The 21,180-nt window shown below is 63.8% G+C and carries 23 protein-coding genes; 15 read left to right on the forward strand and 8 right to left on the reverse strand.

The window, feature by feature from the left end; all coding sequences use genetic code 11:
• The first annotated feature begins 169 nt into the window (after positions 1-169).
• The 4 genes from ACO076_RS03370 (at position 170) to ACO076_RS03385 (ending at position 4,605) form a co-directional block, all read left to right on the forward strand.
• Positions 170-1,267 (forward strand): alanine racemase, encoded by a 1,098-nt coding sequence (locus tag ACO076_RS03370; RefSeq protein ID WP_421725322.1) that lies wholly within the window; start codon positions 170-172, stop codon positions 1,265-1,267.
• Entirely contained in the window at positions 1,264-2,466 is a 1,203-nt protein-coding gene (locus ACO076_RS03375; protein WP_421725323.1) for an aminotransferase class V-fold PLP-dependent enzyme, read from the forward strand. Before ACO076_RS03370 ends, ACO076_RS03375 begins: the two co-directional genes overlap by 4 nt.
• 190 nt (positions 2,467-2,656) lie before the next feature.
• Complete coding sequence (locus tag ACO076_RS03380; protein WP_421725324.1) at positions 2,657-3,673, forward strand: hypothetical protein; 1,017 nt, start codon at positions 2,657-2,659, stop codon at positions 3,671-3,673.
• The gene (locus tag ACO076_RS03385; RefSeq protein WP_421725325.1) at positions 3,670-4,605 is read left to right on the forward strand and encodes a glycosyltransferase family A protein; all 936 of its coding nucleotides are present in this window, start codon (positions 3,670-3,672) and stop codon (positions 4,603-4,605) included. Before ACO076_RS03380 ends, ACO076_RS03385 begins: the two co-directional genes overlap by 4 nt.
• A 92-nt stretch (positions 4,606-4,697) precedes the next feature.
• Here ACO076_RS03385 and ACO076_RS03390 read toward each other — a convergent pair whose 3' ends face one another.
• Positions 4,698-5,081, reverse strand: coding sequence for a VOC family protein (locus ACO076_RS03390; RefSeq protein WP_421725326.1), 384 nt, complete (start codon positions 5,079-5,081; stop codon positions 4,698-4,700).
• Between the two features lie 8 nt (positions 5,082-5,089).
• Positions 5,090-5,728 carry an alpha-ketoglutarate-dependent dioxygenase AlkB family protein gene (locus ACO076_RS03395; protein WP_421725327.1) on the reverse strand — a complete coding sequence of 213 codons (639 nt, stop codon included), beginning with the start codon at positions 5,726-5,728 and terminating at the stop codon, positions 5,090-5,092.
• A gap of 203 nt (positions 5,729-5,931) precedes the next feature.
• On the opposite strand from ACO076_RS03395, the gene ACO076_RS03400 reads away from it, so the two are divergent.
• Positions 5,932-7,527, forward strand: a complete 1,596-nt coding sequence (locus tag ACO076_RS03400) for an FMN-binding glutamate synthase family protein (RefSeq protein WP_421725328.1) — start codon at positions 5,932-5,934, stop codon at positions 7,525-7,527.
• Positions 7,528-7,532: 5 nt separating this feature from the next.
• Here ACO076_RS03400 and ACO076_RS03405 read toward each other — a convergent pair whose 3' ends face one another.
• The 4 genes from ACO076_RS03405 to ACO076_RS03420 form a co-directional block, all read right to left on the reverse strand.
• The gene (locus tag ACO076_RS03405) at positions 7,533-8,171 is read right to left on the reverse strand and encodes an ankyrin repeat domain-containing protein (RefSeq protein WP_421725329.1); all 639 of its coding nucleotides are present in this window, start codon (positions 8,169-8,171) and stop codon (positions 7,533-7,535) included.
• Positions 8,172-8,287: 116 nt separating this feature from the next.
• On the reverse strand, positions 8,288-9,442 hold the full coding sequence (locus ACO076_RS03410) for an MFS transporter (protein ID WP_421725330.1): 1,155 nt from the start codon (positions 9,440-9,442) through the stop codon (positions 8,288-8,290).
• A 191-nt stretch (positions 9,443-9,633) separates the two neighbouring features.
• Positions 9,634-10,788: an MFS transporter gene (locus tag ACO076_RS03415; protein WP_421725331.1), complete on the reverse strand. Its 1,155-nt coding sequence runs from the start codon at positions 10,786-10,788 to the stop codon at positions 9,634-9,636.
• Positions 10,789-10,843: 55 nt separating this feature from the next.
• The gene (locus ACO076_RS03420; RefSeq protein ID WP_421725332.1) at positions 10,844-11,296 is read right to left on the reverse strand and encodes a hypothetical protein; all 453 of its coding nucleotides are present in this window, start codon (positions 11,294-11,296) and stop codon (positions 10,844-10,846) included.
• Positions 11,297-11,506: 210 nt separating this feature from the next.
• Between ACO076_RS03420 and dnaK the strand changes: the two genes are divergently transcribed.
• From dnaK to ACO076_RS03465, 9 genes are all read left to right on the forward strand, one after another.
• Entirely contained in the window at positions 11,507-13,432 is a 1,926-nt protein-coding gene (gene dnaK, locus ACO076_RS03425; RefSeq protein WP_421725333.1) for a molecular chaperone DnaK, read from the forward strand.
• A 131-nt stretch (positions 13,433-13,563) separates the two neighbouring features.
• Positions 13,564-14,691 carry a molecular chaperone DnaJ gene (gene dnaJ / locus ACO076_RS03430; RefSeq protein WP_421725334.1) on the forward strand — a complete coding sequence of 376 codons (1,128 nt, stop codon included), beginning with the start codon at positions 13,564-13,566 and terminating at the stop codon, positions 14,689-14,691.
• Between the two features lie 37 nt (positions 14,692-14,728).
• Positions 14,729-15,283, forward strand: coding sequence for a class I SAM-dependent methyltransferase (locus tag ACO076_RS03435; RefSeq protein WP_421725335.1), 555 nt, complete (start codon positions 14,729-14,731; stop codon positions 15,281-15,283).
• Between the two features lie 81 nt (positions 15,284-15,364).
• Positions 15,365-15,628 carry a hypothetical protein gene (locus ACO076_RS03440; protein ID WP_421725336.1) on the forward strand — a complete coding sequence of 88 codons (264 nt, stop codon included), beginning with the start codon at positions 15,365-15,367 and terminating at the stop codon, positions 15,626-15,628.
• Positions 15,625-16,197 carry an NADPH-dependent FMN reductase gene (locus tag ACO076_RS03445; RefSeq protein ID WP_421725337.1) on the forward strand — a complete coding sequence of 191 codons (573 nt, stop codon included), beginning with the start codon at positions 15,625-15,627 and terminating at the stop codon, positions 16,195-16,197. The genes ACO076_RS03440 and ACO076_RS03445 overlap by 4 nt, the downstream gene beginning before the upstream one ends.
• Before the next feature lie 74 nt (positions 16,198-16,271).
• The gene (pyrF, locus tag ACO076_RS03450; protein WP_421725338.1) at positions 16,272-16,988 is read left to right on the forward strand and encodes an orotidine-5'-phosphate decarboxylase; all 717 of its coding nucleotides are present in this window, start codon (positions 16,272-16,274) and stop codon (positions 16,986-16,988) included.
• Positions 16,985-17,296, forward strand: a complete 312-nt coding sequence (locus tag ACO076_RS03455; RefSeq protein WP_421725339.1) for a DUF1330 domain-containing protein — start codon at positions 16,985-16,987, stop codon at positions 17,294-17,296. The genes pyrF and ACO076_RS03455 overlap by 4 nt, the downstream gene beginning before the upstream one ends.
• A gap of 86 nt (positions 17,297-17,382) precedes the next feature.
• Positions 17,383-18,195 (forward strand): 4-hydroxy-tetrahydrodipicolinate reductase, encoded by an 813-nt coding sequence (gene dapB, locus ACO076_RS03460; protein ID WP_421725340.1) that lies wholly within the window; start codon positions 17,383-17,385, stop codon positions 18,193-18,195.
• Positions 18,196-18,208: 13 nt separating this feature from the next.
• Complete coding sequence (locus ACO076_RS03465) at positions 18,209-18,829, forward strand: 2,3-bisphosphoglycerate-dependent phosphoglycerate mutase (protein WP_421725341.1); 621 nt, start codon at positions 18,209-18,211, stop codon at positions 18,827-18,829.
• Positions 18,830-18,854: 25 nt separating this feature from the next.
• Here the strand turns inward: ACO076_RS03465 and ACO076_RS03470 are convergent, their stop codons facing one another.
• Both ACO076_RS03470 and ACO076_RS03475 read right to left on the reverse strand, forming a co-directional pair.
• Complete coding sequence (locus ACO076_RS03470; protein WP_421726664.1) at positions 18,855-19,718, reverse strand: methylated-DNA--[protein]-cysteine S-methyltransferase; 864 nt, start codon at positions 19,716-19,718, stop codon at positions 18,855-18,857.
• Positions 19,719-19,827: 109 nt separating this feature from the next.
• Positions 19,828-20,334 (reverse strand): DUF2244 domain-containing protein, encoded by a 507-nt coding sequence (locus tag ACO076_RS03475; protein ID WP_421725342.1) that lies wholly within the window; start codon positions 20,332-20,334, stop codon positions 19,828-19,830.
• Between the two features lie 76 nt (positions 20,335-20,410).
• Here ACO076_RS03475 and nth point away from each other — a divergent pair, with 76 nt between their 5' ends.
• Positions 20,411-21,121, forward strand: coding sequence for an endonuclease III (gene nth / locus ACO076_RS03480; protein WP_421725343.1), 711 nt, complete (start codon positions 20,411-20,413; stop codon positions 21,119-21,121).
• Positions 21,122-21,180: the final 59 nt, after the last annotated feature.

Below are 21,180 nucleotides of genomic sequence, written 5' to 3' on the forward strand. Positions count from 1 at the left end.
ACCGGTACCGCTACGAGACGAGATCGGGGTGACAACGGCGTCGGGACTCTCTATGCGGCATTTTCTGCTTCCGGCGAAGCGTCGTACATTACCGGCACCATGACTGTCGCCGACGGGATAAGCTTCTGCCCGAAGGCGCTGACTTTCACCTGCAACCGGATTCTTTCGCATGAGTATTGACGACTTCTTTTCGTTCGAGCCGACAGCCAAGCGGATCGAGGACCTCGAAACCCCGGTACCGATCATCGACATCGACATCGTTGATCGCAATCTGAAGCGCTGGCAGAAGCGGGCCGATGCGATCGGTATCGCCAACCGGCCGCACATCAAGACCCATAAGATGGTCCCGCTCGCAAAGTACCAGGTTGCACTCGGCGCCAGGGGGATCACGGTCCAGAAACTCGGCGAGGCTGAAGTCATGGCCGACGCCGGGGTCGACGACATCCTCATCTCCTTCAATATCTTGGGAGCCTCGAAACTGAAGCGACTCGCAGACCTGGCGTGTCGCACCAAGGTTACCACCGTTGCCGACAACACAACTGTCGTCAGCGGCCTCGGCCAAGCCGGTGCCGAAGCCGGCCAGGACATCGCCGTGCTGGTCGAATGCGATACGGGAGCGGGGCGCAACGGGGTGCAGACGCCGACAGCCGCTGCAGCGCTTGCTCGCGAGATCAATACCACTCCTGGCGTGATCTATCGCGGCCTGAAGACCTATCCGAGCCCGGGAACACGGACCGCGGCCGAATCGTTCCTCGTGGAAACTCGTGACCTGATTGCCGCCGACGGACTTGAGACCGAAATCGTGAGCACCGGCGGCTCGCCGGACATGTGGCGTGACGAGGGCTTGTCGATCGCCACCGAGTACCGGCCTGGCACCTACGTGTTTTTCGACCGATCCCTGGTGACGCGTGGGACGTGCAACTGGTCCGACTGCGCTGCCAACGTCCTCGCCACCGTCGTCAGCCGGCCCACGCCGGAGCGCGCCCTGATCGACGCGGGCTCGAAGGCATTGACCATGGACCTCCTAGGCCTCGAAGGGTACGGCACCGTCCACGCACTCGACGACGCGCCGCTCTACGACCTCAACGAGGAGCACGGATATCTCGATGTTTCGCGCCTGAACGAGAAGCCGACGGTCGGCGATCTGGTCCGGGTGACGCCCAATCACATCTGTCCGGTCATCAACCTGTTCGATCGCGTCGTGTTCGTGCGCGGCGACGAGGTGCTCGGCGCCGTGCCGGTCGATGCACGGGGCAAGGTCCATTGAACGTCTACGAAAAGCGCGGCATCCCGACAATCATCAACGCCGCTGGAACCCTGACCCGCCTGTCCGGTGGGATCATGAGGCCCGAAGTCGCCGCGGCGATGGCCGACGCTTCAGCGTATACGGTCGATATGGCGACGCTTCAGGGGCATGCCTGCGAGACGATCGCGGAGATCACGGGCGCTGAAGCCGGATACGTCACATCCGGCTCCGCGGCCGGCCTGTTGATCGGCACGGCCGCCTGCATGACCGGATTCAATGTCGCGGCCATGGACCGTTTGCCGGATACTGCCGGCGTGAAGAATGAGGTGATCATTCCCCGTAGCCACCGCAACAGCTACGACCATGCCGTTCGTACCACAGGAGCGCGGCTGGTTGAGGTCGGACTGCCGGACCGAGCGTCAGGCGCCGGTGTCCGCGACACGGAAGCCTGGGACATCGCCAACGCCATCACGGAGCGCACCGCGGCGGTCTACTACGTGGCGACGGCCGAGTCGCAGCCGCCCCTGTCAGAAGCTGTCAAAGTCGCTCACGCGGCCGGCGTGCCGGTCCTGGTGGACGCTGCCGCCGAGTTGCCACCTCAGGCCAATCTCAGGCGTTTCATCGAGGAAGGCGCCGATCTGGTCGTCTTTTCAGGCGGTAAAGCGATTGGCGGCCCACAAGCGTCCGGCATTCTCTGCGGCCGGCAACATCTCGTCTCTGCGGCTGCCCTGCAACACCTTGACATGGACGTGTTCGCCGAGCTGTGGGAGCCGCCGGCGAGCCTCATCGACCGGACGGCGCTGAGCGGCGTCCCGCGCCACGGAATCGGTCGACCGTGCAAGACGGGCAAGGAGGAGATCATCGGGCTGCTGACCGCCCTGGAGCTGTTCGTCGCCGAAGGGGACGCGGCCCGTCACGCCCGCTGGCTTACCGACGTGCGCGCTATCGCCGACCGCCTCGCCGACCTGTCGGCAGCGGATGTCACGATCACCGGCGACAGCGACGTCACAGCGGTGCCCAAGGTGTCGCTCCGCCTGACGGCGGACGATCCCACTAAGGCGGCGGCCGATCTGCAGCATCAGTTGCTGGAGCGTGGGCCGCCGATCCACCTCGACATGGTCAACTATCGGTCGGGGGTCATCGTGATCAGCCCGATGTGTCTGAAACCGGGGGACGCCGTCACAGCCGCCGACGTAATAACTACTCTGTTGCGACGATAAGGTCGTGCCGGCATTGAACCTGACCGCTCTGGGTCATGGTCTCGCCCCTTCGGCACGGGAAACCTATGTAGACGGCCAGACAGGGTCCTGTTATGAGGCGCTTCCCGGTGAGAGAACGATATTTCACTCGCCCTCCGATTGATCTGGCCGGTCGATCACATTCGCCGAAGGATACGTTCCGCGCCGCGCCATGACGATCTACCTCCACATCGGCACTCACAAAACCGGTACCACCTCCATTCAAAAGTTCGCTGCGGCGAATCGCGAGGAACTTCGGGAGCGAGGTCTCTGGTATCCGGCGTATGGCGACATCGGCGTGATGGACCATTACGGGCACCATCACTTCGCTCACGCGGTAGCAGGGCAAACCAGTGAGCGGTTCACCGTCGACGATGCTCGTCGATTCGTTGAACTGGTAAGGAAGAACAGACGCAGCGACGAAATCGTTCTCATCAGCGCCGAGCCGATCTACCGCCATCTGATCGACGCTGGGAATGATCATTGGCAGGGGCGCCGTAACTATCTCGCCACTCTCCGTGATTTACTCGGCGCCGAAGAAGTAAAGGTCATCGCCGTTTTTCGGCGACAGGATGGATTTATACGTTCTCTATACCAGGAACGCGTTAGAAATACGCGATATCAGCGTTCGTTCAAGAATTTTCTTAACGAGGAAATAGATCTACTCGACTATTATCGGCAATCGAAACTCCTTAAGGAGTTTTTCCCGGTTCTCGATGTTCTTGTCTACGAAGAATTGAGACGTGAAGGGCTCGTGAATAAATTCTTTGAAAATATCGACATCGACATAGCTGGGCTTAACGCGGGGATGTCGGCAAATCTTTCGCTTCCGGTGGAGCTCGTCGAATACAAACGATTGATCAATGCGACGTCGGTTGACGATGAAGCCCTTCTCAAGATGACCCACAAGCTCTCGCGTTATGCCCGGAAAACCAATCTGCGAGAAACCGGCACCCTGGATTGGCTGTCCCGTCAGGCGATGAAAGACCTTGTCGATCGCTATGTCGACGACAACGAACGGCTTCGCGAGGAGTTCGCCAACGCACATCCGACACCATTGTTCCCGGCCTTTGGCAATAGCGCCGGCGAGTATGAAATGGAGCAGGACTATACCGGGATGCCTGCGTCACGGTTCACGGAACTGACGTTTTCCATCTTTCCCAAATACCGTCGCGGAATGAAATCATGACGAATGCTGGAGGGAGCAGACTGCCGGATCACAGGGAGCTGCAGGTCGATGTCCTCATCCCCCATTTCAACGACCCGGATGGCCTTGAGCTGTCGCTGAAGACCGTCGCGACACAGGCTTGGCCAGGACGTTTTCGTGTCGTGATCGTCGACGACGGCTCGTCGTCGGACAATCGCAGCGCTGTCGAGACGCTTCTCGCCGAACAGGCCGGTGACGATACGTTCGTGCTGGTTGGCAATGCCGAGAACCGTGGCCGCCCTTTCACGCGGAACGTGTTGCTGGATCACATCGATAGTCCCTACGTTGCGTGGCTGGATGCGGGCGACGAGTGGTACCCCGACAAGACGCGCCTGCAGCTCGAACGGCTTCGCGCCATCGAGTCGGGAGGATCGGGCGATGGGGCCTGGATCACCTGCAATTACGATTGGCAGTGGGTTGGGCGCCGCCCGAAGCCGCGTCGGCAGTCCACTAAGGGCGATCAGGTGAAGCTGCTCCTCGGCGGAAGCCGCCTCCGTGCCTACCTATGGACGCTGTTGGGCTCGGCGCAGTCGTTCGAGGCGATCGGGCGCTTCGACGAGAAGCTGCCCCGTCTGCAGGATCTCGATTTCTTCCTGCGCTTCGTGGAGAGCGGTGGCGTCCTGCATAGCCCGGCCACCAAAGCGAGCCTGTGCAAGTACAACAAATCCGACGTCGGCCGAAACGCTGACGAAGTCCGCGCCTGCTACGGCTACATCTACGAAAAACACCGGAAACAGTACCAGAGCTATGGACGCCACTTCGTCCGCCACCAGCTCTACAAGATGGAAATGCACGCTGCCCGGTTCGCCAAGAACAACAACCAGGTTGGAAAGAAGCGGTACTATCAGTGGCAGGCGTTCCGTCGCTGGCCGCGGCGCTTCATTAATGAAGAGATTCTCGGCTCGACCAAGTAGCAACGCGCCGTCGCGAAACCCCGGTCCCGTCGCGGCTAACGAACAGGCATCCCGGATCGATTCCGTTAAGATCGGCGTGTTGCCCGACTGCTTCAATCCGCGACGGTCGGCGGATCGTCGGTTTCCTCTGAGATGATGACCGCGTAGTCGTCCGGATCCTTGAACGCGAACTCGCGGCGGCCATACCAGTAGACCTCCGGGCCCCAGTCGATCGGAACGTGAGCCTGCAACGCAGCGTGAAGGGACTGGGCATCGTCGGTATCGATGTAGATCGTTGCCGGACCGATCGGCAGCTCGTCTTGTGATCGTCGATAGAATTGCAGGTCGATGCCGTCGCGGGACAGCATGACAAATTCAGGATCGTCCTCCGGCCACGGGGGCCCCGGGCGGAAGCCGAGAATGTCGCCATAGAAACTGACGGTTCGCTTGAGATCGGCGACCGGCAGTCGCGGGCACACCCTCAACAAACGCGCCATCAAGGCCCCTATCGCCCGACAGTCACGCGCCGCAGCGTCAGGTTGAGCCGGCCGCCTTCGGGAAACCAGTCCCCCAGCACCGTCGATGTCCCCGGGTAGATCCGGTCGATCCCGTGAAATGCCATGCGCGCCGCGCCGCCGAGCACAACGACGTCGCCCGAGGACAGCCGGAACGAGCGGGTCGGGTCGCGGCGCTCCGTTCCACCCAACCGAAACAACGCCGTATCGCCGAGTGAGATCGATACCACCGGCGCAGCACGATCCTCCTCGTCGGCGTCCTGGTGGAGTCCCATCTTCGCCGTCGGTCTGTAGTAGTTGACCAGACATGCCTCCGGCGGGCTCGGATACTCTGCCAGCCGTCGCCAGACCTCCAGAACAGGTGACGGAATCGGCGGCCACGGGGCGCCGGTTTCCGGATGGGTCGCCTGATAGCGATACCCGCCGCGCTGATCCGAGACCCAGCCGAGCGGCCCGAAATTGGTCATCTGCACCGAGAACGGCTTGCCGGTCCGCGGCATAGTCGGCGTGTAGAACGGCGCTGCGGCCACAGACTTTCGCAGCAAAGTGACCAGCGACTCCTGCGCCTGCCGGTCAAACCAGCCGGGACAAAGCCGGAAGCCTGTGTTGTTCCCCGAAACGTGACCCAAGCCCGGCTGACCTCACCTGTGTCCCAAAGCTGGTTGAAGTGCCGATCACGAACCGGCGACCTTGTGATCCATCATTCTCACGCACATTCCCCCGTCGATCAAACCTGCGGGAGATCGCGTCTGCCGCCCTTCCGTAGCCGGCTTCGTCCGTGCACAGTCCAATGCGGCCGGCCGCTAAGGCCGGCGTTCAACGGGGATTTGACATGGACTCGCTCGTTCCTGGCCCGATAGCTACGGCGCTGGACCTTTTGGTGACGTTGTTCGTGTTCGTCATCGGCCTCGGCGTGGCCGTCGTCATCGTCCTCTTCATCGTCGACATCACCCAGAACCGCGACGCCATCCGGCGCAATTATCCGGTGGTTGGCCGCTTCCGCTACCTGTTTTCGACTCTGGGCGAGTTCTTCCGCCAGTATTTCTTCGCCATGGATCGGGAGGAAATGCCGTTCAACCGGGCTGAGCGGCAATGGGTGTCCCGTGCTTCGGCCGGCAAGGACAACACAGTCGCCTTCGGCTCGACCAAGAACCTGACCGTTCCGGGGACCCTCTATTTCGTCAACTGCCCCTTCCCGACATTGGATACGGACCGAGCGGAAACCGAGCCGATGGTCATCGGCCCGACCTGCCGCAAACCATATGCGGCGCCATCCTTCTTCAACATCTCCGGCATGAGCTACGGGGCATTATCGAAACCGGCGGTCCAGGCCTTGTCGAAGGGGGCCGGCATGGCAGGCTGCTGGCTGAATACCGGCGAGGGTGGGGTCTCACCCTTCCACCTCGAAGGCGACTGCGACATCGTCTTTCAGATCGGCACAGCGAAGTACGGGGTCCGCGATGCGGAAGGCAACCTTTCCGACGAACGCCTGAAGGCGCTCGGCGACGAACCACGGATCAAGATGTTCGAAATCAAGCTGTCGCAAGGTGCCAAGCCCGGCAAGGGCGGCATCTTGCCGGCGATCAAGGTTTCGGAGGAGATCGCCGCAATCCGCGGCATCCCAGCCGGCAAGGACTCGATTTCGCCCAACCGTCACCCGGACATCTCCAGCGTTGCCGATCTGCTCGACCGGATCGCCCACATCCGCGAGGTCACCGGCAAGCCGGTTGGATTCAAATGCGTGATCGGCGCCTATGGCTGGCTCGACGCCATGTTCAAGGAGGTTGCCCGTCGCGGAACCGAGAGCGCACCGGACTTCATCACCGTCGACTCCGGCGACGGCGGCACCGGCGCGGCTCCATTACCGCTGATGGACAATGTCGGCCTGCCGATCCGGGAATCGCTGCCACTGGTCGACGACATCCGCAAGCGTCACGGCATGAAGGAGCGGGTGCGGCTGATTGCGTCCGGCAAGATGATCACGCCGGCGGGTGTTGCCGCCTCGCTCTGTTCCGGCGCGGATTTCGTCGTCGCCGCGCGCGGATTCATGTTTGCACTCGGTTGCATCCAGTCGCTCAAGTGCAACAAGAACACCTGTCCGACCGGGATCACCACCCACAACCCTCGCCTCCAGCGTGGCCTCGACCCCACCGAGAAGGCCGTACGCGTCGCAAACTACTGCATCAACATGCGCAAAGAGGTCGAGATCATTGCCCATTCGTGCGGTGTGCCGGAACCGCGGCGGCTGCGTCGATTCCATGTCCGGATCGTCGGCGACGATGGTCGATCGATGCCGCTCAACGAGCTCTTTCCGAGCCCCGACCCGGCGGACAACGACCCCGCCGCTGCTGCGAGTGCGGCAACCAAGCAGCGAGACCACGTCGAGGCGGAAAACCCCGGCGACACGTTGGTCCCCGAGCAGGCCTGACGTACTCAGATCGCACAATCGACCGCATGCGGCCGCGCGTTGCCGAAGTTCGGGTAGTAATAGACACCGGTGGTGAACAGAAGCTTCAGCGGTTCAGTAGCGGCGCCGCGATCGAGCAGAGCGGTGATGAAGTCCGGCTGCTCGTAGTAGATCGCGTAGTTGAGCGCGCCTTCGCCGTAGGCGTTGAGCGCATTGACGTCGGCGCCGTGTTCCAGAAAGCCGGCGACGAAGGTCGGGCGCTCTTCCTGGATCGCGACCATGAGCGGTGTCAGCGCCGCGCCAGACCGGTTTTCGATGTCGGCACCGGCGTCAAGCAACACCGCGGCAACGTCCCAGCCGGCACTGCAGCTTCGCGCCACAGCGGAAAGCGCAGAGGCACCGCGTTGATTCACCCAATCGGGATCGGCGCCGGCGTCGAGCAGCGCCGCGACCATCGCCGTGTCCCCACGAATCGCGGCAAGCATCAGGGCCGAGGTATCGTAGGTACCGAAGACCTCGTTGACGTCGGCGCCGGTTTCGAGAGCTGCTTTCAGCGCGGACACATCCCCGGAACGGACGATCGATTCCAGTGATGTTTCGGCAAAGGCCGACAACGGCGCAAGGATCAGACCAGCAGCAGTGAGCGTTGCGAGGATGCGGGGCATGACATTCCTCCCGATTGGACGACGATCACGATACGGACAGCCTACGCCTGGGCGTCTCCGGCTGGAAGCCAACCGCGATCACAGTTTGATGAGGTGTCGTCCGTCGCTCGGGGACGCTAGCCGGACCGCTGCAGATATCGGGCGAAGTAGATCGCGATGATCGGCAACGGCAGAAGCAGCACGAACGCCGCATGAATGCCGTAGGCCGAAGCGACGGCCCCGATCATCGGCGGCGAGATAAGGCCGAGTACGGTTTGCAGGGTCGACAGCGCGGCAACGTTTTCCGAAGATGGACGGTCACCGAGCCGGGCCGCCGCCGACATCGCCTGGGGGTGGGCCGTGCTGATACCAAGCCCGATCAGGGCGAAGCCGACCAGGGTGACCGCGATCGAGTCGCTGGTCACCACCAGCAGAAGACCAATGAAGGTGATGGCGGTGAGAACGCGGGCGAACCGCACCGGTCCGTATCGGTCGATCAGCGTATCGGCCGACAGCCGGCCGATGATCTGGAAGGCGACAATCGACGGCAGTGTCAAAGTTGCGACCCACTCGGCCGGTTCGAAGACATCGCGAAGGTAGATAATCGACCAGTTTCGCATCGTGCCTTCGAGCCACATCCCCGAAATGGCGAAGCCCATGATCAGGAGGATCGCGACCGTCGGCCGGGCGAATCGGCGGCGGGCACCGTTGCCGCGATGGGCGCGAGGCGCCACCGGCTGCATTGGTCGAACGAACGCCACCGTCGCACCGGCAATGAGGATGAACAGCCCGACGAAATGCCACAAAGGCGGAATGCCGGCAGCAACCATCGCGGTTCCGGCTGCGCTTGCGGCGAGAAAACCGACGCCCCACAGCGCATGACAGCGGTTGAGGAGGCGATGGCCGTGGGAGGCTTCGATGCGGTCCGCCTCGACATTCATGGCGATGTTGCTGACCGCCAGACCGACCCCGAACAGGACCAGCAACAGGAACAGGGAAGGCGCACCGTCCGCCAGCAGGGCGGCGAGCAAAGGTCCCGCGGCGAACAGGGGAAGCCCCCAAAGCAGCGTGCGTCGGATGCCGTGACGCTCGATCGCCTGGCTAACCAGAAGCGAGCCGGCGAAAACCCCGGTCGACAGGCCGATCAACGCAACGCCCAACTGGCCCTCGGTCAGCCCGATTGCGAGCTGGAGTTCAGCGAGCCGTGAAAAGAACGTGCCGGTGATCAGCCCGGTCAGGGCGAAAATCGTGACGATGGTCGCGCGACGCGCATCCTTGAACAAAGGAGACACTGGATCGAGCCTGAAAACGAGCGCCCGCGGGCTTCGGAAATGAGAGTCGTTGGGCCTGAGCGAGCAGAAGCCCAGACGCCACCAGAACGAGGTGATCTCTTATTCGGTTGCGACCGAGGACGGAAGAAAAATCCGCGTGAAGGCGACAGAAAATCAGTCGGGGCGCGGATCCCCCTCGGCCGCCGGCAAATCTAACCGGCCCGTCGGAGATACCGTGCGAAATAGAGTGCCACGATCGGTAACGGAAGCAGCAGCATGAATGCCGTGTGGATCCCGTACGCCGAGGCAACCGAACCGATCAACGGCGGCGAGATCAGTCCCAGCAGCGTTTGCAACGTAGCCAGCGCCGCGACGTTTTCCGACGACGGCCGGTCACCGAGCCGCGCGGCGGCCGACATCGCCTGTGGGACGACGGTACTGATGCCAAGGCCGATCAGAGCGAAGCCGATCAGCGTCACGGCAATCGAGAGCTGGGCGACGACCAGAACGAGCCCGACGAGCGTGATCGCGGTCAGCACCCTGGCAACCAGCACCGGGCCGTAGCGGTCGATGATCCGGTCCGCCGCGAGCCGGCCGACGATCTGGAAGATGACGATGGCCGGGAGCGTCAGCGTCGTTACCCAGTCGGCCGGCTCGAACACGTCGCGGAGGTAGATGATCGACCAGTTGCGGGTCGTGCCCTCCAGCCACATGCCCGACACTGCGAACCCCATGATCAGAAGGATGCCGATAGTAGGCCGGGCAATTCGCCGGCGCGGACCGTTGCCGACGTGGGCGCGTGGCGGTGCCGGCCGCATTGGCCACACCACAGCGACCGTCACCACGAGAACCAATGCCAGAACGGTCGCGAAGTGGGCGGCGAGCGAAATACGCGCGGCGACGACGACGGTGCCGACGACCGTCGCGCCAAGAAATCCGACAGCCCAGATCGCATGACAATGATTGAGCAGTCGGCGTGATTGCGCCGCCTCGATCCGATCCGCCTCGACATTCATGGTGATGTTGACCCCGGCGAAGGCGAAGCCGAAGACGCCGAGCAATGCGAAAAGCGATACGGTGCCGCCCGAGAAGACCGCGACAAGCAGCGGCCCGGCAGCGAGCACCGGCAGCGCGATCATCAGAATCCGCCGGACACCGTGAGCCTCGATCGGCTGGCTTAGGGCCAAGGAGCCGAGGAAAACACCGATGGACAAGCCGGCCAACGCGATCCCCAGCGCAGCCTCGGTGAGTCCGACGGCGAGTTGGAGGTCGGCGATGCGAGAGAAGAACGTCCCCATGACCACGCCGTTGAGCGCGAACACGGTGGCGGCCGACGAGCGGCGGGTGTCGCGTCGATGCGACGGCATCGGGACCTCGAACGGATGGGCACCCCGCAGCAACGGCGGGGGGACGGATCTGGCTTCAGTAGCCGGGTAGGACGTCAAACGGCACTGGATGATAGTCGGCCCAGCCAACCCATGGAACGTCGGTGGCACCGAGATCGTATTCGTAGACCAGCCAACCGCTCGGGCTTTGCCTGAGCAGCGCCGATACCTGATTATCGAAGAAGCCCCCGGCAACAGCTTCGCCGTAGCGCGTGTAGCGATAATCGATCGGTGCGCCGCCCGGCCGCTGCGGCGATAGCAGGACAAACGCCCAGTCACCGACCACCCGCATCTGGTGGACGACGAACTCGACGGGCGCGCCTACTTCGGCCTGCACCATCGGCCGAACCCCGTCGAGAATGGCCGAACGCTGCGGCGAACCGCGCGGCGGTGTCGTGACTTGCGCCATTGCCGCGCCTGTCACCATCATCGTCATCAACCCAAACGCGGCGACTCGGACCGCGAAACCGGCACCCAATCGCGTATTCATGGCCGTTTCTCCCCTCGAATCGCCGCTTGCGGCAGATTTCATGGCTTCTTATATACGCCGGGAACGCGCGTGCCTTCCCGGGGACTACCTCGCTTTGGCCGCGTGAATCACGCCAGGGGACCGGATCGCTCTCGACTCTCTACCGAATCGAGCCGGGACGCGGGTGCCTCGTGAAGGGCCCTGCCGGTCTGCCGAAAGGAGATGGGAAGTATGGCAAAAGTAATCGGTATTGATCTCGGCACCACGAATTCGTGCGTTGCCGTGATGGACGGCAAAGACTCCAAGGTCATCGAGAATTCCGAGGGCGCGCGAACGACGCCTTCGATGGTGGCGTTCAGCAAGGACGGTGAGCGTCTGGTTGGACAGCCGGCAAAGCGTCAGGCGGTCACCAATCCCGAAGACACGATCTTCGCCGTCAAGCGGCTGATCGGGCGTCGCTACGACGATCCGACCGTCGCCAAGGACAAGGAACTCGTCCCCTACCAGATCGTCAAAGCGGGCAACGGTGACGCCTGGGTTGAGGCAGAGGGCAAGACGTATTCGCCGTCGCAGATTTCCGCCTTCATCCTCCAGAAGATGAAGGAAACCGCCGAGGCCTATCTTGGCTCCAAGGTCGAGCAGGCGGTGATCACCGTGCCGGCCTATTTCAACGACGCCCAGCGCCAGGCGACCAAGGACGCCGGCAAGATAGCCGGGCTCGAGGTTCTCAGGATCATCAACGAGCCGACCGCGGCGGCGTTGTCTTATGGGCTCGACAAGAAGGAAGGCCAGACCATCGCGGTCTACGACCTCGGTGGCGGCACCTTCGACATCTCGGTGCTCGAGATCGGTGACGGCGTCTTCGAAGTGAAATCGACCAACGGGGACACGTTTCTCGGCGGCGAGGACTTCGACATGCGTCTGGTCAACTATCTGGCCGACGAATTCAAGAAAGAGCAGGGTATCGACCTGCGCGGTGACAAGCTCGCGCTCCAGCGGCTGAAGGAGGCCGCCGAGAAAGCGAAAATCGAGCTGTCGTCAGCGACCCAGACAGAGGTCAACCTGCCCTTCATCACCGCCGATGCCTCCGGGCCGAAGCACCTGACCATGAAACTCACCCGCGCCAAGTTCGAGGCGTTGGTCGATGACCTGATCCAGCGGACCATCGAGCCCTGCAAGGCCGCGCTTAAAGACGCCGGCCTGTCGGCGGGCGAGATCCAGGAAGTCGTCCTGGTTGGCGGCATGACCCGCATGCCCAAAGTCCAGGAGGTCGTGAAGCAGTTCTTCGGCAAGGAGCCCCATAAGGGCGTCAACCCGGACGAAGTGGTCGCCATCGGCGCCGCGATCCAGGGCGGCGTGCTCCAGGGCGACGTCAAGGATGTATTGCTGCTCGACGTGACCCCGCTGTCGCTCGGTATCGAGACGCTAGGCGGCGTGTTCACCCGGCTGATCGACCGCAACACCACGATCCCGACCAAGAAGAGCCAGGTGTTCTCCACCGCCGAGGACAGCCAGAACGCGGTGACCATCCGGGTCTTCCAGGGCGAGCGCGAGATGGCGGCCGACAACAAGATGCTCGGCCAGTTCGACCTGGTCGGTATCCCGCCGGCACCACGTGGCGTGCCGCAGATCGAGGTCACCTTCGATATCGACGCCAACGGCATCGTCAACGTGTCGGCCAAGGACAAGGGCACCGGCAAGGAGCAGCAAATCCGCATCCAGGCTTCGGGTGGTTTGTCCGAGACCGATATCGACCAGATGGTCAAGGATGCCGAGGCGCATGCCGACGAGGACAAGAAACGGCGCGCGCTGATCGAAGCCCGGAACCACGGCGAAGCGCTGGTCCACTCGACCGAGAAATCGCTGGCGGACTTTGGCGATAAGGTGGCGGAGGCCGACAAGTCGGCGATCGAGACCGCCGTCGCGGAGCTCAAGACCGCCATGGAGGGCGAGGACGTCGAGGCGATCGAAGCCAAGACCAATGCTCTCGCCCAGGCATCGATGAAGCTCGGCGAAGCCATGTATCAGGCCAACCAGGCCGAAACCCAGGCTGAAGCGGGCGGCGGCGACGGCGCCGACGCCGAGGCCGGCAACGAGGATGTGGTCGACGCCGACTTCGAGGAAGTCAGCGACGACGACCAGCAGAAGTCGGCCTGACGGCAGGATTGAAGACCATGGCCCGCGCCCGAGGCGACGCAATCAGGCGTTCCGGGGTGCGGGCCTTTTATTTTGAGCGCGTATCCGCAAGGCGTTTCGACGTCGCTGCGGGGCAGACTGACTGACGACGAATGGAAAAACGCGATTTCTACGAGGTTCTCGGCGTCGACCGGGGATGCGACGACCGCCAGCTCAAGGTCGCTTATCGCAAACTGGCGATGGCGTATCACCCCGACCGCAACAGCGGCGACGCAACGGCTGAGATCAAGTTCAAGGAAGTCAACGCCGCCTATGAGTGCCTGAAGGACCCGCAAAAGCGGGCGGCCTACGATCGCTTCGGCCATGCGGCCTTCGAAAACGGCGCGAACGGCGCCGGCGGTTTCCACGGCGATTTCGCGTCGTCGATGTCGAACATCTTCGACGATATCTTCGGCGAGTTCATGGGTGGCCGGCGCGGCAGCGCCGCCCGGGGCGGACGGGAGCGCGGCTCCGATCTCCGCTACAACATGGAGATCACTCTCGAAGAGGCCTATGCCGGCAAGACCGCAGAGATCGAGGTTCCCACTAAGGTTACCTGTCCGACCTGCTCGGGCTCGGGCTCGCGGCCGGGATCAAGCCCCAAGAGATGCCCGACATGTGAGGGTCATGGCCGCGTCCGCACCGCGCAAGGGTTCTTCTCGATCGAACGCACCTGTCCGACCTGTCACGGGCGCGGCGAAATCATCGCCGACCCATGCGATGAATGCAACGGTTCGGGCCGTATCACCGAACAGCGTAAGCTCAGCGTCAACATCCCGGCCGGCATCGAGGACGGCACGCGCATCCGGCTTGCCGGCGAAGGCGAGGCGGGCCTGCGCGGCAGTTCGGCCGGCGATCTCTATATCTTCCTGTCGATCGCTCCGCACGAGTTCTTCCAGCGCGACGGTGCCGACATCTTCTGCCGGGTGCCGATATCGGTGACCACCGCCGCGCTCGGCGGCGACTTCGAGGTCCCGACCATCGATGGCGGCAAGACCAGGGTCCGTGTGCCCGAAGGCGCCCAGACCGGCAAGCAATTCCGCCTTAAGGGCAAGGGCATGCCGGTGATGCGCACCAGCAAGGTCGGCGACATGTATATCCAGGTGGTTGTCGAGACCCCGCGCAAGCTGTCGCGCCGCCAGCGCGAGCTGCTGCAGGAGTTCGAACAGGCCTCGTCGGCGGAGAACAATCCCGAATCGGCCGGCTTCTTCACCCGCGTCCGCGATTTCTTCGGCGCCTGACAGCGTCAATTTTGACAAGCACTGACGGGACCATCTCATGCGTGACCAGCTCCGGTTTCTGAAGTGCCTCGCCGAACGGCCGCGTATGACCGGCGCTGTGGCGCCCTCAGGCGAAGCGCTGGCAAAGGCAATGGCCCGCCATGTTGATCCGGACGGCGACCTTCCGATCGTCGAGCTTGGCCCCGGCACCGGCGTCGTCACCAAGGCGCTGATCGGCCACGGCGTCGCGCCGGAGCGGATCATCGCCATTGAGTACAGTCCCGACTTCTGCCGCCTCTTGGCCGAGCGTTTTCCCGGTATCACGGTGATCCGGGGCGACGCCTACGACCTCGACGGCTCGCTCGACGGGCGAGCGCCGGAAATCGCCAACGTCGTCTCGAGCCTGCCGCTGGTCGCCCGGCCGTTGTCGGACCGCGAGCAACTGATCCAGGCCGGGCTCGCGCGCACCGTCAGCGACAACCCGTTCATCCAGTTCTCCTATACGTTCAATGGCCCGGTCCAGCCGGTACCCGGACGGTTCTCAGCGCAGGCTTCCCGCTGGATCTGGATGAACATGCCGCCGGCCCGCGTCTGGCTCTATCGCAAGGCGTGAGTCTTGGGATACGGCGGCTGGCGTGGAATCCACGACTTCCAGTATCCAGCGGATAGCGTCTTCAAGCACTTGCTAGGTGTGTTGGAACGCGACGGCTATGAGATCCGCTCCTCTGATCCGGACAAGCGCGGTGTCGTCGCATACGGTCGCGCCAACTGGTCGTTCCTCCGGCGGGGGGTGTCGCGACCACGCATCGCCGCGCGCGTGGATGAAACCAGCGCCGGAACAGCACGACTGACAATCGAAAGCGCCCCGGCCTTCGTTCCGCAGATGTTCGGCGAACCGGCTCATCGCCACCGCGCCGAAATCATCACCCTCCACCTTCAGCAATCGTTGGACCCATGACCGCGACCAAAATCCTCGTCTTCGCTGGCTCGACCCGTGCCGGTTCGCTCTCCACCAAGCTTGCCGCGGCCGCCGCCAAGGAGCTGGCGCTTGCCGACGCCGACGTGACCCGCATCTCCCTCGCCGATTACGCGTTACCCATCTACGACGGCGACCTGGAAAAGGAAGTCGGTATCCCCGACAACGCCACCCAGCTCGCGCGTCTGATCGCGGCTCATCAGGGCGCTTTCATCGCGACACCCGAATACAACAACTCGGTGCCGCCGCTGCTGAAGAACACCATCGATTGGATCAGCCGGGTCGAATCCAGCAAAGTTCCCTATCGCAACCGCGTCTTCGCCGTCGGCAGCGTGTCGAACGGGCCCATTGGCGGCGCTCGAGCCTTGCCGGATTTGAGAAAGATCGCGCAAGCCGGGCTCGGCGCGATTCCGATTCCCGAGAAGATCGAAGTGGGTCGCGCTCGGGAAGCCTTCACCGAGTCCGGGGAACTGGCTGTCGAGCCTGTCGCCAAGCTTCTGTCGCGTGTCTGTCGGAGCCTCGTCGCATTGGCCGGGCGTCTTGCCGACTAGAAAACACCATCAATTGGCCCCTTCGCCGACATTCAGCCCTTGACCCAATGGAAGCGGCGGGACATCAGTCGCGCATGCCTTTGATTCCCGCCCGCGACCGCCTCGTCGTCGCTCTCGATCTCGCAGATGTCGCCACTGCCGAAAAGATGGTGGAACAGCTTAACGACAGCGTCGGCTTCTATAAGGTCGGCCTGCAGCTGATTTACGCCAACGGGCTGGATTTCGTCCGGAGCCTGACCGCGGCGGGCTATAAGGTTTTTCTCGATGCCAAAATTCTCGACATCGACAACACGGTGGCGAAAGCAATCGAAAGCATCAAACACCTTGGCGTGACCTTCGTGACCGTCCACGCCTACCCGAAAGCGATGCGAGCGGCGGTCGCCGCGCGGGGTGACGCCGACTTGCGCCTCCTCGGCGTCACGGTGCTGACCTCCATGGATGACGGCGATCTGATCGAGGCCGGCTATGCGGACACTTCCGCACAGCTGGTCGCCGCTCGTGCCACCTTCGCCCGCGACATCGGCATGGACGGCGTCGTCGCCTCACCGACGGAAGCCGCCGCCGTCCGCCGTATCGTCGGTACCGAAATGGCGATCGTGACGCCAGGGGTCCGTCCGGCGGGAGCCGCAACCGGCGACCAGAAGCGGGTCGCCACGCCACGAGATGCGATCCGCGCCGGTGCCGACTACTTGGTCGTCGGCCGGCCGATCACCGGCGACGCCGACCCCAAGGCGGCGGCCGACGCCATCGTTGATGAGATCGCCGAGGCACTCAAGGGGGAAGACGCGTGAGCAAAGCGTACTGGATCGTCCGGGTCGATGTCAGCGACCCTGAGGGCTACAAGAAGTACCTCGCGGCAAACGGAGCGGCGTTCAGCAAATATGGCGCGCGCTTCCTGGTCCGCGGCGGGTCGTTCGAGACAAAAACCGGCGGCGCTCGCGAGCGCAACGTTGTGCTTGAGTTCAAGGACTACGAGACCGCGCTCGCCTGCTACCACTCGCCCGAATATCAGCATGCTATCGCCGAGCGCGGCGACTCGGCCGAACTCGACCTCATTGTCATCGAGGGTTACGACGGACCGCAGCCCGGCGACAACTGAGCCCGCAAGACCTGTCGACAGCCGGTTTGCCGCGCCCCGCCCTGGCGGCTATATCCGGCTTCGCGTGAGAATACGGGGGAGCGAGCATGGACGACATGAAGCTGGTGGTCGTCGGCGCCAGCGGCCGAATGGGCCGGACCCTGATCCGGGTGATCGACGAGACACCGGGCGTGACGCTCCATGGCGCGGTCGAGCGGGCCGGTGCCGCCGAGATCGGGGCCGACGCCGGAACACTGGCCGGGCTCGGGCCGTTGGGCATCACTGTTGGCGATGATCCGTTGCCCGTGTTTGCCAAGGCAGACGGCGTGCTGGATTTCACCGTCCCCGCCGCCACCGTCGCCTTCTCCGAACTCGCCGCGCAGGCGCGCATCGTTCACGTAATCGGCACCACCGGCCTGTCGGCGGACGACGAGGCCAAAGTTGACGCGGCCGCCCGTCACGCACCGGTCATCAAGTCGGGCAATATGAGCCTGGGCGTCAACTTGCTCGCGGTGCTCGCCCGCCAGGCGGCGAAAGCGCTCGACGCCGATTTCGACATCGAGGTGCTGGAGATGCACCACCGCCACAAGATCGACGCCCCATCGGGCACCGCCCTCCTCCTCGGCGAGGCGGCAGCCGACGGGCGCAGCATCGATCTCGCCACCCATGCGATCCGGGTCCGCGACGGGCATACCGGCGCCCGGCCGCGCGGCGACATTGGTTTCGCCACGCTCCGCGGCGGTTCGGTAGTTGGCGAGCATAGCGTCATCCTCGCCGGCGAAGGCGAGACGATCGAACTCACCCACAAGGCGGCCGACCGAAGCATATTCGCCCGCGGCGCCGTCAAGGCCGCTTTGTGGGGTCGCGAGAAGAAGCCCGGCCGCTACGCCATGGCCGACGTCCTCGGCCTCTCCGAATAGGGAACCGTTACGCATGGATCGAATGATGGTGCTGGTCCGCCATGGCCAGAGTGAGTGGAACCTCAAGAACCTGTTTACCGGCTGGCGCGACGTCGGCCTGACCGAACAGGGAATCGCCGAGGCCCGCACCGCAGGGCAGCGGATGAAGCACGAGGGCCTGACCTTCGGCCGGACGTTCACCTCCGGCCTGATCCGGGCGCAGCGCACCCTCGATCTCGCGCTTGAGGAGCTCGGCGTCGCCGACCTCCCAATCGAGCGCGACATTGCGCTGAACGAACGCGACTACGGTGACCTCGCCGGTCTGAACAAGGACGATGCCCGCAAGAAATGGGGCGAGGAGCAGGTCCACATCTGGCGCCGCTCCTATGCCACCCAGCCGCCCGGCGGCGAGTCGCTGCGCGATACCGGCGCCCGGGTCTGGCCCTACTATCTCCACACCATCCAGCCGCATGTCATGCGCGGCGAAGGGGTGCTGATCTCGGCGCACGGCAACTCGCTGCGAGCCCTGATCATGGCCCTCGACGGCCTCACGCCGGACGAGGTGGTCAAGCTTGAGCTCCCGACCGGCCTGCCGATCCTCTACCGGCTGAACGCCGATACGACGGTCGCCGAGAAGCGCGAGCTTTCCGAGTAGTGGCGATTCGAGCCTGACGGGGCGCTCAGGCGAGCGCCCCGGCGACGCCGGCCTCCCAGCCGAGGATCGCCCGCTTGCGGGTCAGGCCCCAGTGGTAGCCGCAGAAGCTGCCGCCCTTGCCGAGCACGCGGTGACAGGGCACCACGAACGAAATCGGGTTCTTGCCCACAGCGGTCCCGACCGCCCGCGCTGCCTTGGGCTTGCCGATATGGGCCGCGATGTCCGAATAGGTGGTCGCCTTGCCGAGCGGAATATTGAGCAGGGTCTCCCAAACCCGTAGCTCGAAATCAGAACCGATCATCACGATCCTCAGCGGCCGGTCCGGCCGCCACGTGTCGGGATCGAAGATCCGGCGGCAATAGGGCGCCGTGGCCGCGCTGTCCTCGATGTAGTGGGCTTTCGGCCAGCGCGCCTTCATGTCGGCGAGTGTGCTCTCTTCCTTGCCGGGATCGGCGAAGGCAACGCCGGCTAGACCGCGATCCGTGACCATGATCAGCGACTTGCCGAACGGTGAGGCATGGAACGCCCAGCGGATGACGATGCCCTCACCGCGCGCCTTGTAGTCGCCCGGTGTCATCGCTTCATGGGTGACGAACAGGTCGTGCAGGCGCCCCGGACCGGACAGGCCCACTTCGTAGGACGCGTCGAGTATGGAAGCGGAGTCGTCGAGCAGCGACCGGGCATGATCGAGGGTCAGGGCCTGAACGAACGCCTTCGGCGACAGCCCGGCCCAGCGGGTGAACAGACGCTGAAGCGCCAGGGGTTTCAGGTCGACCGCGCCCGCGATCTGGTCGAGGGACGGCTGATCGCGCCAGTTTTCGGAGATGTACTCGACCGCCTGACGAACGGTGTCATAGTCGCTTTGCGGTCGGGGAACGGAGGGGGGCATCGACGGAACAGCGGTAATAGTAGAGAGGGTCATAACAGCCTCGAAGTCTGATCGTTGTTGTTCCAGACCTAGGCAGTCGACAAGCCAACAACCACCCGATTCTTGCGCACTAAATCGGTGCGGGCGAGCGGGCTTTGGCCAGCGCCGATGACAGCGCCGTCGCGAACGATTCGCGTTCGTGTGGCCCGAGGAAACTGGCGAGCGGAAACCGTTTGCCGTGCGAGGTTAGGTTCACGCCGGTCACGCCGATTTCAGGGTGTCGCTCGACCTCCAGTCGCGTCCAGTAGGGATTGATTGTGAACGACGACGATCGCCCGTTGGGGGCCGTGCGGGTCACCGTCAGCCGGTCGTGGAAGACGGTAACGTCCTCAGAGGCGCGGGCGGCCCGATAATTCAGCCGGAATGCCAATTGAATCAAAAAGATATCGAGACCGAAAAAGAAAACGATCGGCCACGCGCCCATCATCCAGAACGCCAGGCCGGCGGTGAATGAGCACGACACCAGCGCTAGCATCACCACCAGGAACCCCGTCGGGCTCAGGGAGCGATGAGGGGTCAGCCGCGCGGCGAAGATCGGCGGCTCGGAGGCTTCGGACGGAGGATTGGTTTCGCTCATAACGGCCGAGTATAGAAGACGCCCAACCAAATCCTAGGGCTGCCATGTGTCGCGGCGCCAGACAGGGAGATCATCCATGACCAGATCGCCGCGCCGGGCATCGACAACCGGCCGTCCCAAGCCACCCGCCCGGCGCCGAAGTCAAGCGCGCCGCATGCCGCCGGCCGACGTTGCCGAGATGTTCCGCCGGTTTCGGGCCGAACGGCCCGATCCGCGCAGCGAACTGCATTACTCCAGCCCGTTCACGCTCCTGGTCGCCGTGGTGCTGTCCGCTCAGGCGACCGACGCCGGGGTCAACAAGGCAACACCGGCGTTGTTTGCGGCCGCCGACACGCCTGAAAGGATGGTGGCGCTCGGCGAGGCTCGCGTTACCGAACTGATCCGCACCATTGGTCTGTTCCGGTCGAAGGGCAGGAACGTCGTCGGCCTGTCGCGCAAGCTGATCGCCGACTATGACGGCAAGGTCCCCAAGACCCGGGAGGCGCTGGAGAGCCTGCCCGGCGTCGGGCGCAAGACCGCCAACGTCGTGCTCAACGTTGCGTTCGGGCAACCGACCATCGCCGTCGATACCCACATCTTCCGGGTGTCGAACCGGACCGGGCTCGCGCCGGGACCAACGCCGGAGGCCGTCGAAACCGAACTCGAGCGTGTCGTCCCCGACGAATTCAAGCTGCACGCCCACCACTGGCTGATCCTGCACGGCCGCTATGTGTGCAAGGCGCGCAAACCCGAGTGTCCCACGTGCCTGATCCGCGACCTCTGTCTATGGCCCGATAAGATCGCTTGACCGACGGCTCCCGGTTGCCTCTCGGCCAGCCGCCGCTATAGTCCCGCCACCTTCCCCGA

It is taken from the genome of Bauldia sp. (assembly GCF_965232525.1).
Lineage (GTDB): Bacteria > Pseudomonadota > Alphaproteobacteria > Rhizobiales > Kaistiaceae > Bauldia.